Annotated in this window: 12 protein-coding genes; 4 read left to right on the top strand and 8 right to left on the bottom strand. The window is 73.4% G+C overall.

What is annotated here, in order from left to right; genetic code table 11:
• The first annotated feature begins 770 nt into the window (after positions 1–770).
• Positions 771–1388: a hypothetical protein gene (locus ABTY61_RS23580; protein ID WP_350507025.1), complete on the top strand. Its 618-nt coding sequence runs from the start codon at positions 771–773 to the stop codon at positions 1386–1388.
• A gap of 179 nt (positions 1389–1567) precedes the next feature.
• Here ABTY61_RS23580 and ABTY61_RS23575 read toward each other — a convergent pair whose 3' ends face one another.
• On the bottom strand, positions 1568–2782 hold the full coding sequence (locus ABTY61_RS23575) for a glycosyltransferase (protein ID WP_350507024.1): 1215 nt from the start codon (positions 2780–2782) through the stop codon (positions 1568–1570).
• Positions 2783–2947: 165 nt separating this feature from the next.
• Between ABTY61_RS23575 and ABTY61_RS23570 the strand changes: the two genes are divergently transcribed.
• Complete coding sequence (locus ABTY61_RS23570) at positions 2948–4024, top strand: ADP-ribosylglycohydrolase family protein (RefSeq protein WP_350507023.1); 1077 nt, start codon at positions 2948–2950, stop codon at positions 4022–4024.
• On the opposite strand, the gene ABTY61_RS23565 is transcribed toward ABTY61_RS23570, so the two are convergent.
• Positions 4009–5181 (bottom strand): RsbRD N-terminal domain-containing protein, encoded by a 1173-nt coding sequence (locus tag ABTY61_RS23565; RefSeq protein ID WP_350507022.1) that lies wholly within the window; start codon positions 5179–5181, stop codon positions 4009–4011. The two genes, ABTY61_RS23570 and ABTY61_RS23565, sit on opposite strands and share 16 nt — an antisense overlap.
• 230 nt (positions 5182–5411) lie before the next feature.
• Between ABTY61_RS23565 and ABTY61_RS23560 the strand changes: the two genes are divergently transcribed.
• Positions 5412–7079, top strand: a complete 1668-nt coding sequence (locus tag ABTY61_RS23560; RefSeq protein ID WP_350507021.1) for an FAD-binding dehydrogenase — start codon at positions 5412–5414, stop codon at positions 7077–7079.
• Positions 7080–7103: 24 nt separating this feature from the next.
• Here ABTY61_RS23560 and ABTY61_RS23555 read toward each other — a convergent pair whose 3' ends face one another.
• Together ABTY61_RS23555 and ABTY61_RS23550 are read right to left on the bottom strand one after the other, a co-directional pair.
• A complete protein-coding gene (locus ABTY61_RS23555) occupies positions 7104–7895 on the bottom strand; it encodes a hypothetical protein (protein ID WP_350507020.1) in 792 nt (263 codons plus the stop codon).
• Between the two features lie 187 nt (positions 7896–8082).
• Positions 8083–10857 carry an SdrD B-like domain-containing protein gene (locus ABTY61_RS23550; protein ID WP_350507019.1) on the bottom strand — a complete coding sequence of 925 codons (2775 nt, stop codon included), beginning with the start codon at positions 10855–10857 and terminating at the stop codon, positions 8083–8085.
• A 427-nt stretch (positions 10858–11284) separates the two neighbouring features.
• On the opposite strand from ABTY61_RS23550, the gene ABTY61_RS23545 reads away from it, so the two are divergent.
• Positions 11285–12010 (top strand): TetR/AcrR family transcriptional regulator, encoded by a 726-nt coding sequence (locus ABTY61_RS23545; protein ID WP_350507018.1) that lies wholly within the window; start codon positions 11285–11287, stop codon positions 12008–12010.
• A gap of 99 nt (positions 12011–12109) precedes the next feature.
• Here ABTY61_RS23545 and ABTY61_RS23540 read toward each other — a convergent pair whose 3' ends face one another.
• The 4 genes from ABTY61_RS23540 to ABTY61_RS23525 form a co-directional block, all read right to left on the bottom strand.
• Positions 12110–13747: an amidohydrolase gene (locus ABTY61_RS23540; protein WP_350507017.1), complete on the bottom strand. Its 1638-nt coding sequence runs from the start codon at positions 13745–13747 to the stop codon at positions 12110–12112.
• Positions 13748–13781: 34 nt separating this feature from the next.
• Positions 13782–15197 (bottom strand): APC family permease, encoded by a 1416-nt coding sequence (locus tag ABTY61_RS23535; RefSeq protein WP_350507053.1) that lies wholly within the window; start codon positions 15195–15197, stop codon positions 13782–13784.
• Positions 15198–15403: 206 nt separating this feature from the next.
• Complete coding sequence (locus tag ABTY61_RS23530; RefSeq protein WP_350507016.1) at positions 15404–15565, bottom strand: YqaE/Pmp3 family membrane protein; 162 nt, start codon at positions 15563–15565, stop codon at positions 15404–15406.
• Between the two features lie 257 nt (positions 15566–15822).
• Positions 15823–15978 carry a DUF6131 family protein gene (locus ABTY61_RS23525; RefSeq protein ID WP_350507015.1) on the bottom strand — a complete coding sequence of 52 codons (156 nt, stop codon included), beginning with the start codon at positions 15976–15978 and terminating at the stop codon, positions 15823–15825.
• Between the last annotated feature and the right edge of the window lie 213 nt (positions 15979–16191).

The following is a 16191-nucleotide window of genomic DNA, read 5'->3' as shown; positions in this document are numbered from 1 at the left end:
GACCGTCCTGATGGAGTTCCACCGGACCGGGAGGCACGGAGTTGCGGGCGTCGACGGCCCGTCGCAGCCTTGTGGTCGCCCGCTGCGCTCGGACCGCCCGGGCCGAGGAGCAGCCGAGGAGCAGCCGAGGAGCAGCCGAGGAGCAGCCGAGGACGAACGCCCGGCAGGGCCGGCCGGTGAGCTCTGGTCAGCCGGCCACGTGGACCAGGAACGCGCCGACCGCGGTCATGACCACGACGGCGGCCGCGAGGGCCAGCGCCCAGCGCCTGCGGCGCGCGGCGGCGGGGTAGTGGGGGCGGGGTAGTGGGGGCGGGGTAGTGGGGGCGGGGTAGTGGGGGCGGGCTGCTCCGGTGGCTCGGCTTCCAGGACGGACGCGTCCGGTTCGGCCGGTAGGGGGTCCGGGAGCTGAAGTCCCTCCCCGCGCTCGATGCGCCCGTACAGCTCCTCGGCCTGCGCCGGCAGGAGCGCAACCTGCGCCACGACCCGGGCATCTGCCTCTCCGACTCCGACCTGGCCGATCCGTACCACCGCCTCCGGATCCACGGCCGCACCGTCGAGTGAACGCCGGAACAGGCTCCGACCGGTGGAACCACCAGGGGCCTGGAACGCTGGAACGGGGCGCGGCGCCCCGCACCGCCGGAGTGACCGGAGTGGCCGCAGGGCACGGAGTTGACGGGATCGTTCGTGCTCGGGAGCATGTGTCACTTGTCACCGCGCGTGTGCGTGGGGTGCGCGGGTGCAGACAGACCGGTTTCCTGAAGTGTGGAGTCATGACGTTGGTGGTGTCCGAGCAGGGCATGAGGAGGGCCGGTCTCGTCGTCGGGGCGGCGCTGGTGCTGGCGGCCTGTGCGGTCGGCGGGGGCGACCGGGCGGCGGCCGCGGAGCGCGGGTCCGGCCCGGTGGCCATGGCCGGGCAGACCGGGCAGACCGGGCAGACCGGTCCGCGGGGCCTGGTGCAGCAGGCGGTGGCCGCGAGCCGCGTCGTGGTCACCGAGGGCGAGGTCGGCCAGGTGGGTCCGAAGGGGGTCATCACCTACCCGTCGGTGACCAGCTGCCTGGTCGTCACCGTCTATCTGCGGGACGGCGGCAAGGTCGGCGGCCATGCGAGCCTGTTCCAGGTCCCGGGGAAGCTCCGCTCGGACGAGATCCTCCCCGCCGTCAAGCGCGCCGTCGGCCACCGGCCGGTGCAGGCCGTCGATGTCAGCGGGGCCGTCGGGGCCTGGAACCCCTCGTACTTCGAGAAGGCCGTCGAGCAGTACACCGAGGGGTCGCCGCCCGAACCGACGGGCGACGCGAAGGGGATCGGTGACGTGGTGGCCAAGCTCCTGGGGCAGCAGCGCGCGAAGGTCACCGTCCGGGACGTACCGGACGGCGACATCACCAGGTGAACCGCGGCGCCATGCGGACGCAACTCCTCCGGTAACCGGTCCGGTTGTCGCTCCGACTGTCCGGGTGATCCTTCACCGAGGGTGTTGGTTCGACGATGACTTCGAGTTCGGGCCCTACCTCTCGCGAGGTGCTCGGCACGGTGGCAGCAGGCGCCCTGGCCGGCTGAATCCGTCCGGGGTCACCCGGCGACCGTCGAGCGGATGTGCGCGAGGACCGCAGCCGCGCCGTCCTCCGCGGCGATCCCGCGGGCGAGTTCGGTGGCGCGGCGGCGGTGGGACGGTTCGGTCAGGCAGGCGGTGATCGCGTCGCCGAGGGCTTCGGCGGTGAGGTCCTGGAACGGCACGGGCCGGGGGGCGACTCCCAGCTCGTGCAGCCGGGCCGCCCAGAACGGCTGGTCGGCCATGACGGGTACGGCGACGGCGGGCACCCCGGCCCGCAGTCCGGCTGCCGTGGTGCCCGCTCCGGCATGGTGGACGACGGCGGTGGTGCGGGGGAAGAGCCAGTCGTGGGGGACGTCGCCGACGGTCAGGACGTCGTCCCCGTACCCGCTCAGATCGGCCCAGCCCGCCTGCAGCACCGCGCGTACGCCGGCCCGCTCGACCGCCGCGGCCACCAGCGCACTGAGCCGGCCCCCCTCCCCCACCGCCATGCTGCCGAACCCGAGGAACACCGGGGGCGGGCCGGCCCGGAGGAAGTCGACCAGTTCGGCCGGGGGCTGCCAGCCGTCCGGCCGCGCGGGCCACCAGTAGCCCGGCACCTCGACCCAGGACGGCCAGTCGGCGGGGCGCGGCACCACCGAGGGGCTGAAACCATGGATGACCGGCCGGATGTCCGCCACTGTCGTGGGCGGGTCGGCGGGCAGCCCGAGGCGGGTGCGCAGCCGGGTCACGGCGCCGACGAAGAGCCGGTCCGCGCGCCCCAGTACGTCCCGGCCCGCCGCGAGGTTGCCCTCCGGTCCCAGGTCACCGGCGTTCCGCGCGTTGGGCAGCGGGAATTCCCGGGTGGTGAAGGACGGTGCGAGGTAGGTGCCGATGACGGGGACGCCGAGCGCCTCACCGGCCGTCCGACTGAGCGGCGCCGGGCCGAAGGCGGTGAGCAGCAGGTCGGCTCCGCCCGCCGCCGCCTCCTCGACCCCGTCGGCCAGTCCGTCCGTGTAGGCCCGCAGCGCCGCCTGGGCCTCCTCGCGCGACGCCGCCCGGGAGAGCTCGCGGACCAGCCCCCGCGGGTCCCCCGGCACGGGCCGGTGCTCCAGACCGCAGCCGCCGACGAGTGCGGCGAAGGGCGGATGGGCGGCCACGGCGACCTGGTGGCCCGCGTCCAGCAGTCGCCGCCCCAGCCCGGTGTAGGGCGCGACGTCTCCTCGTGAACCGGCGGTGACGATCAGAATGCGCATGGCACGATTCTCCCGCCTTCACCGCAACTCCGTGCGCAGGTGCCCTTGTTGTTCCGGACGCCGAGCACCGCCACGTCGACGTGCTCCGTGGCTGTGATGGGATGTGAGGGCAGGACGGGGCCGGTGGCACGAGGGGAAGGGCGGGGGCCGGTGCAGGACGGGGCGGTGAGCGAGGCGCGGGTGCGGGGGCTGGTGCTCGGGGCGGCGTTGGGGGACGCGGCGGGGGCGGTCCGGGGCCGGTGGCCGGCCGAGGGGCCGCTGCGGGTCGGTGTCAGCACCCAGCTGGCGGCGTTCACCATCGAAGGCGCGATCCGGGCCTCGGTGCGGCTGGACCACAAGGGCATCTGCCACGCGCCGACCGTGATCTGGCACGCGTACTGCCGCTGGGCCTACCTCCAGGGCATCGAGCCGGAACGGATCTCGGAGCGCTGGACGCACGGCAGCGACAGCGACTGGCCCCACGGCTGGCTCGCGCGGGTGCCCGCGCTGCGCGAGCGCCGGGGCTCGGCACCGGCCACCGTCGCGGCGCTCACCGGACTGCGGCAGGGCACCCCGACGAAGCCGGTCAACGGTAGTCGCGGGGCGCACGCACTGACCCGGGGCCTGGCCTTCGGGCTGCTGCACCTCCTCTCCGGTCCGGCCACCTGCGGCACGGTGATCCGGGAGACGGCTGCGCTCACCCACGGCGCCCCGGAGGCGCAGGACACAGCGCTCGGCGGGGCCGGACTCGTGTCCCACTGCCTCGCCACGGACGATCCCTTCCGGGCGTGGACGGCCTCCGGCCCGGGCGAGGACCACCCGATCGATGTGCTGATCCGTTCCCTGCCCATGCCGCACTCGGCGGGCCCGGACCCGGTCCTCGGCCTGCTGAAGACCGTCGGCGCCGCCCCGGACCACGGGCAGCTCGCCTGGATCGCTCCGGACGGGACCGCTTCCTCGGCCCTGCTCGGCGCCCTCCTCGTGGTCTCCCGCTTCCCCGGCCGCGACACCGTGGACGCGGCCCTGCGGTTCGCGGCCGGCGCGCCGGACGGCAACTCGGTGGCCTCCACCGCCGGGGCACTGCTCGGCGCCGCGCACGGCGTCGACGCACTGCCGGTCGAGCTGCTGAGTCGCCTCGAACTCGCCTGGGTGCTCGACACCTTGGCCCGCGACCTGCTCCAGCAGTACACCGACTCCCCCGGCGGCGGCCAGCACGTCCCGGCCCGCGATCCGCACTGGTGGGACCGCTACCCCGGCGGGTGACGGCCGGGGTGGCGGCTCGGCCCGACGTGCTGGGCCCCCGCGAGCAGGGCGGTCTGGAAGACGAAGCGGTTCCACGGGGTACGCGGGTCTCGGCCGGTGAGGGCGGCGAGGCGGCGGAGGCGGTAGCGGACGGTCTGGGGGTGGAGGTGCAGGCGGGCCGCCGCGCCGGCGGCGCCGTCGGCGTAGATCACCGCGTCGAGGGTCCGCCGGGTGTCGTCGTCCTGGGCGAGGTGGCCGAGCACGGCCTCGGCGACCCGGGCGGGGGCGGCGTCCGGGTGTCCGGTCACCAGGGCGACCACCTCCAGGTCCCCGCGGTCGAGCACCCGGCGTTCGGTCCACACCAGGGGCGAGGCGTGCCGGACGCCGTGGACGGCCAGGCGGTAGTCGCGCGGGGCGGTGGTGGCGGTGACGCCGGTGAGCCGGGCGCCGGTGAGGGCGTGCCCGGCGGCCAGGCGGGCGAGCGCGGCCGGGTCGACCGCCTTGACCAGGGCGACGCCGACACCGTCCATGACGGTGTGCAGGGCGGTGAGTTCGAGGTCGGCGGCCTCGCCCGCGGCCCGGGCGTCCAGGGCGGCGGTCACCAGCGCGGCGGCCTGCTCGACCGTGGCGGGCGCGCCGGCCGCCGGGGAGACCACCAACAGCTCGAAGGCGGCGGGCAGTTCGGCGTCGAGTTCGCGCAGCCGCGCGCGTAGGGTGCCCGCGTGGCTCTGCCGGCCGAGCAGCAGGTCGGTGAGGAGACCGCGCAGCGAGCGTTCGCGGTCCTCGCTGAGGATGCGCCCGGTGGACTCGTAACCGTCGAAGATCGCCTCCGAGGACTGGTCGAGCACCGTCAGCCAGACTCGGGCCAGCGCGCTGAGGTCGCGCACCGAGACGGCGTCGGCGAAGCGTTCGCCGATCCGGTCGAAGAAGGCCAGCGCGGCCACCCGGTAGGCGCGCAGCACGGCCGCCAGCGGGCGGGCGTCGCGGGCCCGGACCGCGCCGACGCCGCGGAACATCCGGATGTCCTCGGCGCTCAACGCGCCGTCCACGGCCCAGAGTTCGAGCACTCGGCGGAGGCTCCAGACGATGAGGGAGCGGACCTCTTCGAGCTGGCGGGCGTCGAGGTTCGCGTAGGCGGGGATCTCCCGGGCGATGGCGGTCATGAAGGCGTCGACCATGGCGGGCTCGTCCGCCAGGATCCGCGCCGCGGCAGCGGGGCGGCCGGGCGGCGGGCGCTCGGACCCGCCTCCCGTCGACGCGCCCGCTACCGGTTCGCCTTGTGCCGATGGCACAGTCTTCTTCATCACCACCTGACAAGCCTAGTGCCGGCCCCCACGGCCCGCCCGTGACCATGGGACCGCGCAGCCGTCGCGCCGGGGCGACGGCGGATTCCCCGAGGGAGAGCTGCATGCCGTTCCAGCCTGAGGTGATCGTGGTCGGGGCCGGCCTGGCCGGACTGGTGGCGACGCACGAGCTGGCGAAGGCCGGCCGGCGGGTGCTGGTCGTCGAGCAGGAGAACCGGCGGAACATCGGCGGGCAGGCGTTCTGGTCGCTCGGCGGCCTGTTCTTCGTCGACAGTCCGGAGCAGCGGCGGGTCGGGATCAAGGACTCCCTGGAGCTGGCCCGGCAGGACTGGTTCGGTTCGGCGGGCTTCGACCGGCCGGACGACGAGGACGTCTGGGGGCGGCGCTGGGCCGAGGCGTACCTGTCGTGGGCGGCCGGCGGCAAGCGCGCCTACCTGCGCGAGCTGGGGCACCGGGTGGTGCCGCTGGTCGGCTGGGCGGAGCGGGGCGCCGGTTCGGCCACCGGCCACGGCAACTCGGTGCCGCGCTTCCACATCACCTGGGGTACCGGGCCCGGCGTGGTGGAGGCCTTCCTGCGCCCGGTGCTGCGGGCGGAGCGCGCCGGGCTGGTGCGGTTCGCCTTCCGGCGCCGGGTGGACGAGCTGCTGACCGAGGACGGTGCGGTGGTCGGCGTCCGGGGCTCGGTGCTGGCGCCGGACGACTCCGCGCGCGGGATCACGTCCTCGCGTGAGGTGGTCGGCCCGTTCGAGGATCGGGCGGCGGCGGTCGTGGTGACCTCCGGCGGCATCGGGCACAACCACGCGCTGATGCGCGCCAACTGGCCCACCGAGCGGGTCGGCCCGGCCCCCGAGCACCTGATCTCCGGTGTCCCCGCCCACGTCGACGGCCGGATGCTGGCCATCACCGAGCGGGCCGGCGGCCGGGTGGTCAACCGGGACCGGATGTGGGCCTACACCGAGGGCGTGCACAATTGGGACCCGGTCTGGCCGGACCACGCCATCCGGATCCTGCCCGGCCCCTCCTCGATGTGGTTCGACGCCGAGGGGCGCCGGCTGACCGGCATGTCGGGGGTGCCGGGGGCCGATTCGATCGGTGCGATGAAGCAGATCCTCGCCACCGGCCACGACTACTCGTGGTTCGTCCTGACCCAGTCCATCATCGAGAAGGAGTTCGCCCTCTCCGGCTCGGAGCAGAACCCCGATCTGACCGGCCGCGACCTCGGGTTCGCACTCAGGAGCCGGCTGGCGAAGGGCGCGCCCGGCCCGGTGGAGCGGTTCAAGCAGCACGGCGAGGACTTCGTCGTCGCCCGGACCCTCCCCGAGCTGGTCGCGGGCATGAACGGGATCGCCCGTGGCCCGAAGCTGGACCTCGCCCGGATCGAGCGGCAGATCGTCGCCCGGGACCGGGAGTTGGGCAACGAGTTCAGCAAGGACGTGCAGGTGATGGCGATCCACAACGCCCGCCGGTCGCTGACCGACCGGATCGCCCGGGTCGCCCGGCCGCACCGGATCCTCGACCCGGCGCACGGCCCGCTGATCGGGGTGCGCCTCAACATCCTGTCCCGCAAGACCCTCGGCGGCCTGCAGACCGATCTGGGCTCCCGGGTGGTCGGCGCCGACGGGGCGCCCGTCCCCGGCCTGTACGCCGCCGGGGAGGTGGCCGGCTTCGGCGGCGGGGGCGTGCACGGGTACAACGCCCTGGAGGGCACCTTCCTGGGCGGCTGCATCTTCTCGGGGCGAGCGGCCGGAATGGCCATCGCCCGTCATCGATGAGGTGTCAGACGGATCGTCAGCCGGTCAGCCGGTCAGCCAGGGTGCCTCGGGGAGCTTGGCGTCGGCGTTGCGGCCGGAGAAGTCCACGGTGGTCGGCGTGCCCAGGCCGGCCATCCGCATGGTGACCCGGCGCAGCGAGCCGTCGCCGTCGACCCAGTAGGTGAGCGGCGAGCGGTTGCCGTCCGGTGCGGCGCCCTGGGCGCGCGGGCCGGAGAAGCGGTCGTAGCCGCGGCCGTCGATCCGGTCCTGGCCGAGCCAGCGGGCGCCGGACTGGGCGAGCAGCACCGGGTTGTCGGGGCGGTCGGCGCCGACCTGGGTGAGCAGTTGGAGCCCGGCGTCCAGCGGGTCGGCGGTGTAGGAGCGCGGCGACCAGCCGGAGCGGGGGACGTGCTCGGCCTGCTGCCAGGGCGGGCTCTGGTCGCCCTCCGGTTCGGGGGCGAGGCCGAGGCCGCCGGTGTCCCAGATCACCAGCCCGTGGTCGAGCGGCCCGCTCGCGCCGGTGGACCGGTAGCGGCCGACGCCCCGGTGGGTGCGGTAGTCCACCACCCCCTCGACCCGGATCCGCACTCCCCCGCCCTCGTCCGCGGTGAGCACCACCCCCACCGGGCTGGCCTGGTAGAGGTTCAGCCGGGACAGCGCCAGCCGGGCGGCCTCGTCGCCGGTGACCGGCCGCTCCGAGGGCTGGTCGGAGACGGTCTCGTACGCGACGACACCGCCCGCGACGGCGGCGCACACGGCGGTCGCGACCAGCGCCGTCAGCCAGCGGGGCCGGCGGCGCCGGGGCGGTGGGGCGGCGGCCTTCGTCTTCCGGGCCATGCGGGGGTCTTCTCCGATCCGTCGTTCACGTGGGGGGCAGGTCGGGCAGGTCGTTCGGGTAGGGCGGGTCGTTCAGGTCGCGCGCAGGGGTCGGGCACGGGAACCGGGCGGGCTCGCGGTCCTCACGGTCCGCGAACCCGCCCGGTCGGGGCGTCACCCCGTCAGGACGGGATGACCGACGGGACGGCTATCGGTGCTGGCCCCGGCGTCGGCGCACCACCAGGAACAGTCCCGCACCGAGGGCGACCAGCACCGCGGCGCCGGTCGCGATCAGCGGCAGCCCGCTGCTGGCACCGGTGTGCGGGAGTTCGCCGCCGGGAGCGGGCGCCGGTGGGGCCGGCGTGCTCGGCGGGGTCGTCGGCGTCGGGGTCGGCGTCGACGACGCGGTGGGCGTCGGGGTGGGGATCAGCTTGTTGACGGCGGTGACGCTGACCCCGTCCTCCAGGTTGTCGGCGGTGAGCACCAGCGGTCCGAAGACCGTGTTGTCGGGCGCCGAGTAGCCGTCGGGCGGGCTCAACTCCTGCCAGTAGTACGTCCCGGGCACGCCGGTGCCCTGGCAGATGCCGTCCTTGCCGGTGGTGCAGGGGTCACCGACGGGCGTGTCCGGCTTGGTCCCGGTGGGCTGCAGCCCGTCGGTGCCGTTGGTCTCGTGCCAGAGCTGGAACTTGGCACCGGCCAGCGGTTTGCCGTCCTGGTCGTTCTTGACCAGCTTCAGCGCGCCTTCCTGCTGGCGGTAGCCGAAGTCGAAGGTGTGGTCGTTCTCGCCCGGTCCGCCGGTGGTCAGCGCCCGTTCGGGGAACTTGGCGCCGGCGGGGACGATGCCCTTCGAGTCGATGAAGTGGTTGTCGCCGACGTCGTGGTCGGTGGGCACCCAGTGGTACAGCGGGCCGCCCTTGGCGTAATCGGCGGGGTTGTCGATCCGGATGGTGTACTTGGTGTGCGGCTTGAGGCCTCCGGGGACGTCGCTGTTGTCGAAGTAGTACTCACCGCGCGCCGTCGTCTTCGTGGTGCCGACGACCTTGCCCGACTCGTCGTAGAGGTTGACGGTGGCGCCCTTGACCGGGGTCTGGCCCGGGTTCTGGATGCCCTTGCGCTCGGGGTCGTACCAGACCCGGTTGCCGATCTGCAGCGGTGCCTGGTCGCAGAGCACTTCCAGGTCACCCATGGCCGCGCCCTTGCCGAACGGCGAGCCGGTCCCCGCGGGGGTCAGCCGCAGGCCGAACTTCGGGTCGTGGCTGCCGTCGGCGCGCTCCATGAAGGAGGTGCCGTAGCCGACCGCGGTGTGGTCCGGGTCGAAGGCGGAGCCGGCGACGGTGCTCTCGACCTTGGAGAGCGCGATGCCGGCGAACACCGTGTTGTGGTGGCCCACCTCGTCCCAGCCGGTGGAGAAGAACCGGGCGCCGCGGACGGTCTTGCCGCAGCCGAGGTTGACGTCCATCACGTACGTGCCGTTCGACGGGCAGGCCTTGTTGAGGTCGCCGCCGGACATGACGGTCGCCGAGTTGGGCGCCGGGGCGCCCGGTCCGCGGTCGGCGAAGCGGTCCTTGAAGGCCAGCAGCATCGAGCCGTCGGTCTCGAACAGGATCTCGCCGAGCTCGGGCTCGGGGAACGCGATGGTGGAGTTGCCGCAGACCTTGCCGTTCTGCGAGGCCGGGAAGGTGCTGGTCCACGCGAACCAGCCCGCGCCGTCGCACGGGCCCGAGCCGACGGTGGACTGGCGCGGGTAGTCCAGCGGCTGGTCCAGCACCGCCTTGCCGAACGCCCCGGTACCGAGGTCGAACGGCAGGACCAGGGCGCGCACGTCCGTGAGCTTGCCGGTGGACTCGCCGGAGCAGACCCCGCCGAGGAAGCCGGTGCCGTCCTGCAGACCGAGACCGTACGGCCGCCAGTCCGCAGCCGACGGGCAGCCCGGGTCAGGGATCGGGTAGACGGCCTTGGGGGCCGAGGCCGTCGGCGCGGCGGCGTCGTAGCGGTAGAGCTTGCGGTCGTTCAGGTTGACGACGAACAGGTCCTTGCCGTCGTCGGTGATCTTGATGCCGCCCAGGCTCTCCTTTCCGGGCACGTCGAGGAACGCGTCGTCCGTCCCCGGCCCGTGCGCGGTGCCACCCGCGTTCGGGACGGTGGTGAAGACGGTCGTCTTCCCCGGCTTGGTGGGGTCGCTCAGGTCGGTGACGTAGATCCCGCCGGAGCCGGCGGGGCCGTAGTCGGTGGTGCGCTTGGCCGTCGCCGCGGAGAACACCCGCTTGTCGGCCTTGTTCCAGGCGATGCCGAAGATCGTGCCGGTGTCGGCGTCGGTGGCGACGTTTGTCGCGACGACGTCCTTGCCCGGGCCCTCCTGACCGCGCGAGTTGTACGGGTAGGAGACCAGCGTGCGCTGGGACTTGCCCTGGTAGGTCGGCGTCTGGCAGGCGGTCACCAGCGGAGCGTTCTTCTGGCAGTAGTCCGCCGGGTTCCAGAGCCCCGTGGTGTAGGAGACGTTCTTGCCCCCGCTGAGGTCGACGAACTCCTCGTTGGAGCTGAGCTGGTTCGGCGCGCCGTCCAGCCCCTGCCGGGAGGCGAAGGCCGGGAAGAGCACGCCCGGCTTCGGATTCACCACCTGGACGCGGTACTTGCCGCCGGTGGCCTTGCTGGTCGCGGGCGACAGGGTGACCGTGCCGTCCGCCGCCGTGGTGCCGTCGATCGAGACGCCGGCGTCGTCGGTGAGCGTCACCTTGACGCCCGCCATGTTCGGCTCCAGCGCGGGCGTCCACGTGCCGGAGTCGTCCACGGCCCGGATCACCCGGACCGTGACCGTCCCGTCGCCGGTCTGCGAGACCGCCGCCGGGACCGCCGCCAGTGAGCTGCTGCCGACGACGACGGCGAGTGCCGCGATGCGGCCGACGATGCGGCGGCCGGGCCGGCCCGGCCGCGACCGGTCCGGGCCGCGCGCGGCGCCGTCCTTCAGTTCGTTCGTTGTGTTCATCCCTGCTCTCATCATCCAAAGAGCCCAAACGGCCCGACTTCGTGAGGGAGCCCACAGCGTGGCCTGAAACCGCTGTGATTAACGTGAGCTTAAAGGGAATTCACCCAACCGGGTGGCCGATCGTGGAACTTTGATGACCTGTCAGACGTATCCATCCACGACTCACCTGGCGAACAGTCACTTCTCGACCGTTCCCACCAGCGGGAACGCCGACCCCGGCACGCGCTCGACACAGAACAAGCACCATATCGACAAAGCCGCTCGACCACGGAGGGTGACCGAACCTCGAACAGCACTACGAATGCCCCGGGAATTCGGCACGGCTTGCACAGAACTGCCCACGATTCATTCCGACTCAGCAACCCCGGGAGCAACGTTCGCCCGCAGCCCTGTGCTACGTCAACGTCGCCGACATAACCTGCGGGGCATGAGCGAACGCGTGGTCCCCGAGCCCCAGCGCCGTCGGCGGCGGCCCACCCGGCAGGGCGTCGTGCTCTCCCGGGAGCTGATCATCGACACGGCGCTGCGCCTGATCGAGCAGCACGGCGCCGAGGCGCTCACCGTGCGACGGCTCGGCGCCGCGCTCGGCGCCGATCCCAGCGCCGTCTACCGCTACTTCCACAGCACCGACGACCTGCTGCTGGCCATCGCCGACGAGCTCATCGGCCGCGCCCAGGCCGGCTGGCGGCCCACCGGCGACTGGCGCGCCGACCTGCGGGCCATCGGCCTGCGGATCCACACCGCCTACCTCGCCCACCCCCAGGCCGCCCTGCTCGCCGCCCACCGCACCACCGGCCGCACCCACGAGACGGCCGCCGTCGAGGCGATCCTCGGCGTCCTGCGCACGGCCGGCTTCCCCGACCCGGAGGCCGTCGCGATCTACCACGCCTTCGTCGACCAGAGCCTCGGCTTCGCCGCCCTGGACGCCGCCGCGCTCGCCCTCCCGGCCGCGGCGGCGGCGGCCGACCTCCAGGTCTGGCAGGCCTCCTACGGCCGCCTCGATGCCGCCACCCACCCCCACATCGCCGCCACCGCCCACCTGCTCTCCACCGACATGCGGCGCAGCGGCTACCCGTACGCGCTCGACCTGCTGCTCGACGCGGCCGCGGCCCGGCTGGCGGGGGCGGCAGCGGCGGCGACGGAGAAAGGCTGAACCGGGCCGCCGGGCGGCGGGAGGGCCGGGGGGGGCGGGCCCGACGGTGGCAACGGGCTCGGGGCGGGTCCGCCCCGCCCCGAGCCCGGCCGCCCGCGATCACTCCGCCGCGTGGACGAGCTCACCCCCCACGTAGGTGCGCAGCACCCGGGCGTCGGCGATCTCCTCCGGGGGGCCGGCGAGGATGTCGCGGTCGAGCACGACCAGGTCCGCGAGGTGCCCGGCCGCCAGGGTCCCCGCGTCGTCGTGGCCGTTCACGTGGGCGGATCCGGCGGTGTAGGCAGCGAGCGCGGAGGAGAGGTCGAGGCGCTGCTCGGGCAGGAAGACCCGGCCGTCGGTGGCCCCGGGCTCCATCCGGTTGACGGCGACGTGCAGGCCGGCCAGTGGGTCCGGGCTGCTCACCGGCCAGTCGCTGCCCGCCGCCAGGGTGGCGCCCGCGCGCTGGAGTCCGCCGAAGGGGTACTGCCAGGCGGCGCGTTCGGGGCCGAGGAAGGGGATGGTGAGTTCGTCCATCTGCGGTTCGTGGGCGGCCCACAGCGGCTGGATGTTGGCGACGGCGCCGAGCCCGGCGAAGCGGGGCAGGTCGTCCGGGTGGACCACCTGGAGGTGGGCGAGGTGGTGCCGGGTGGCGCGTCGGCCGTTCTTGGTCCGGGCGGCCTCGACGGCGTCCAGCGCCTCGCGGACCGCCCGGTCGCCGAGGGCGTGGAAGTGCACCTGGAAGTCGAGCGCGTCGAGTTCGGTGACGTATCCGCACAGGGCGGCCGGATCGACGAAGCTGAGGCCCGAGTTGGCGGTGGCGCAGCCGCAGCCGTCCAGGTAGGGGCTGGTCATCGCGGCGGTGAAGTTCTCCGCGATGCCGTCCTGCATGATCTTCACCGACCCGGCCCGGAACCGGCCGTGGCTCAACTCGGCCCGTCGCCGGACGAGTTCGGGGATCTGCTCGGCGCCGCGTTCGCGGTCCCACCAGAGCGCGCCGGTCACCCGGGCGGTCAGCGCGCCGGAGCGGGCGGCGGCCAGGTAGGCGTCGGACGGGTCCGGCTGGCCGTTGAAGACGCCGAGCAGGGCGTCCTGCCAACCGGTGATGCCGAGCGAGTGCAGCAGCCGTTGAGCCCGGAGCAGGCCGGTCAGCCGCTGGGCGGCGGTGGCCGCCGGCACCAGGTGGGCGACCAGGCGGGTGGCACCCTCCTGGAGGGTGCCGGCCGGGGTGCCGTCGGGTTCGCGTTCGATCCGGCCGTCGGCCGGGTCGGGGGTGTCGCGGGTGAGGCCGGCCAGTTCCAGCGCCCGGGTGTTGACCCAGGCGCCGTGGTGGTCGCGGTTGGTCAGGCAGACCGGGCGGTCGGGCACGACGGAGTCGAGCAACTGCCGGGTGGGCAGGCCGCCTTCGAAGCTCTCCAGGGACCAGCCGCTGCCGGTGATCCACTCCTGTTCGGGGTTGGCCTCGGCGTAGCCGCGGATCCGTTCCAGGTACTCCGGCACGCCGACCGTGCCGGTGAGGTCGCAGGCGGCCAACTCGACCCCGCCGTACACCGCGTGGACGTGGGCGTCCTGGAAGCCGGGCAGCAGCAGCTTGCCGGTGAGGTCCACGACCTCGGTGCGCGGCCCGATCAGTTCGCGGACCTCGTCGTGCCCGACGGCGGTGATCCGCTCGCCGGTCACGGCCAGGCTGCTCGCCCGGGTACGGGCGGCGTCGCCGGTGTGGACGGGGCCGTGGGTGAAGACCAGATCGGCCTCGGTCATGGATGATGCTCCGTTCGTGCGGTACGGCGGGGGGTCAAGGCCTGTCGAGGAAGTAGGGTGCGCGCCGCCGCCAGCGGGCCCAGGCCGCCGACGGGAGTCCGGTGACGATCATCAGTACCACCACGGTCAGCTCGAACCAGCCGTTGTCGGCGGAGAGTTCGAAGTGGTCGGTGGAGTCGTAGAAGGTCCAGGCCAGGTAGCCGCCGACGGCGAGCAGGGCCGCCGCGCCGAGCAGCGGGCCGACCACGGCGCGCAGGCCCTGCGGCGGGTCGGTGCGCAGCAGGCCGCGGAAGCGGACTGCGGAGGCGACGGCGGTGAGGGCGTAGTAGAGCGCGACGATGATGCCGATCGCGTTGACGGCGGCGGATATCAGGTCGTTGACGGTGGGGATGGCGATCGAGGCGAGGGCGAGCAGGACGGCGAACCCGGTGACCAGCAGGGTGCCGACGGCGGGCGTGGCGTGCCGCGGGTGCAGCCTGGTCCACACCGGGCCGAGGACGCCGTCGCGCCCCATCGCGTACATCCCGCGCGCGGTCGGGATCACCGAGGACTGCAGGGAGGCCACGGCGGAGAAGGTCAGCGCGATCAACGGCAGGGCGGCGAGCGGCTGGTGGGCCAGCGTGGTGCCGAAGTAGGTCAGTCCGTGGGCGCCGTTGTCGGCCAACTCGTCGAGCGGGAGCACTCGTTGGAAGGCCGTCCCGGCGAGCAGGAAGAGCAGCATCATCACCACCAGGGCGAGGAAGCCGCCCCGGGAGGCGTCGCGCGGGTCACGGACCTCCTCGCCGACGCTGAACACGGACTCGAACCCCCAGTAGCAGAACACCGCGAGCACCATGCCCTGGGCCAGCGCGCCGAAGGAGGGCAGGTCGAAGGGGTTGTACCACTGGAGGGAGAACGGCTGGTCGCCGGCGAACAGCCCGTAGCCGCAGAAGCCGAGCAGCACCGCGTACTCGAAGACCAGCAGCGCCTTCTGCAGCCGGGCGGCGAGGTCGAGGCCGCGGACGGCGACCAGGGCGGCGCCGATCAGGACGGTCAGGCCGAGCAGGGTGCACTGGACGGTCGAGTCGGCGTCCAGGCGCAGTCCGGCGATGCTGCGCAGATGCGCCTGGTCGAGGAGTTGGATGACCGCCGAGCCGGTGACGGTGGTGGTGTAGGCCATGAAGACCACCGTGCCGACGGTGTTGACCCAGCCCGTGAGGAAGCCCAGCCAGGGGTTGAGCGTGCGGCCGACCCAGCGGTAGCTGCTGCCGGCGTCCGGTTCGACCGCGTTCAGCCGTCCGTAGCCGCCCGCGATGGCGAGCACCGGAAGGAAGGCCAGCAGCATGATCGCCGGCAGGTGCAGGCCGACGACGCCCGCCATCAGGCCGAGGCCGATGCCGATGCTGCTGGTGGCGGCCGTGCTGGAGGCGGCGATGACCGCGCCGTCCAGCAGGCCGATGGACTTGTGCATGGCGCCGTGGGCCGCGCCCGCTCTCGGGCCGCTGCCCGTGTCGTCCTTCACCGTCGATGCCAACGGATCACCGCCTTGCTCGTGGGGGGTGCGGGTGGGGGAGGTGCGAGCCATGAAACCGGCGGTGTGGTTACACGTCAATGCTGTTGTCATAAGCGCCCCCGGGCGCTGTTCACCCCACCCCCAACCCGGCCGTCTCGCCGGGTTCAGTCCTTGACGACCTGGTAGATGCCGTAGACGACGCCGGGTACGTGACCGCACAGCTGCAGGAGGAACGCCCAGAGCACCTTGATGCTCGGGCCGTCCTTGATGAGCACCGCGAGACCCGGCAGGACCAGGCACAGCAGTATCAGCAGAACCTTCACCATGATCGTCCCTCGATTCACGCCTGTCGGCCCGACTCCGTTCGGGAGTCGGGCCCGGAGGGGATCCGCGGGTGCCCGCCGGCTCCGTACAGGGCTGGGCGGGCTCAGCGGCCCGGGGATCCGTGGGAGGCCGCGAGGCCGGGCGGGCCGAGTCGGTGGGGCCCGGCTGTCAGTGTTTCGACACATGATCTTCTCGCCGGCCTGCTTGAGGTTGCCCTCGGCCTGGTCACCGCGGCCCGCTGCTTCCAGGCTGCGGTCGCCTACCAGTAGTGCCGACGGCCGCCGACCTCGTGGCCGACCGCGCCCATGACCATCAGGGCGAGGCCGATGAGGAGCAGGATGATGCCGACGGTCCACAGGATGGAGATTCCGGTGACGAATCCGATGACGAGGAGGATGACTCCGAGGAAGATCACGACGAACTCCGTTCTTCCGCCCCTGTGATGTGCTCCCCCGCCCGCGCGGAGGGGATGCTGCGCCTTCCCCGTTTTCGGCCGTCGATTCGGGAATCCCGGAATTCCTTCATTTCTCGTTCGGCCCCACGGGGTGTCCTCGTGCCGAGGAGTGCGGGAACGAACCGGAGGATCACCGCCCGGCATTCGCGCGCAACCTCCGGAGACATGACGGCC

It is taken from the genome of Kitasatospora sp. NPDC096128, from assembly GCF_040303105.1.
In the GTDB taxonomy this organism is placed as follows: domain Bacteria; phylum Actinomycetota; class Actinomycetes; order Streptomycetales; family Streptomycetaceae; genus Kitasatospora.
This window is presented reverse-complemented; position numbering and strand designations above follow the sequence as displayed.

Excerpts from the sequence above, each read along its gene's own strand:
- ABTY61_RS23555 (WP_350507020.1), bottom strand. The coding sequence starts at position 7,895 with ATGGCCCGGAAGACGAAGGCCGCCGCCCCACCGCCCCGGCGCCGCCGG.
- ABTY61_RS23545 (WP_350507018.1), top strand. The coding sequence starts at position 11,285 with ATGAGCGAACGCGTGGTCCCCGAGCCCCAGCGCCGTCGGCGGCGGCCC.
- ABTY61_RS23530 (WP_350507016.1), bottom strand. The coding sequence starts at position 15,565 with ATGGTGAAGGTTCTGCTGATACTGCTGTGCCTGGTCCTGCCGGGTCTC.
- ABTY61_RS23565 (WP_350507022.1), bottom strand. The coding sequence starts at position 5,181 with ATGGTCGACGCCTTCATGACCGCCATCGCCCGGGAGATCCCCGCCTAC.
- ABTY61_RS23540 (WP_350507017.1), bottom strand. The coding sequence starts at position 13,747 with ATGACCGAGGCCGATCTGGTCTTCACCCACGGCCCCGTCCACACCGGC.
- ABTY61_RS23580 (WP_350507025.1), top strand. The coding sequence starts at position 771 with ATGACGTTGGTGGTGTCCGAGCAGGGCATGAGGAGGGCCGGTCTCGTC.
- ABTY61_RS23535 (WP_350507053.1), bottom strand. The coding sequence starts at position 15,197 with ATGCACAAGTCCATCGGCCTGCTGGACGGCGCGGTCATCGCCGCCTCC.
- ABTY61_RS23550 (WP_350507019.1), bottom strand. The coding sequence starts at position 10,857 with ATGAACACAACGAACGAACTGAAGGACGGCGCCGCGCGCGGCCCGGAC.
- ABTY61_RS23560 (WP_350507021.1), top strand. The coding sequence starts at position 5,412 with ATGCCGTTCCAGCCTGAGGTGATCGTGGTCGGGGCCGGCCTGGCCGGA.
- ABTY61_RS23575 (WP_350507024.1), bottom strand. The coding sequence starts at position 2,782 with ATGCGCATTCTGATCGTCACCGCCGGTTCACGAGGAGACGTCGCGCCC.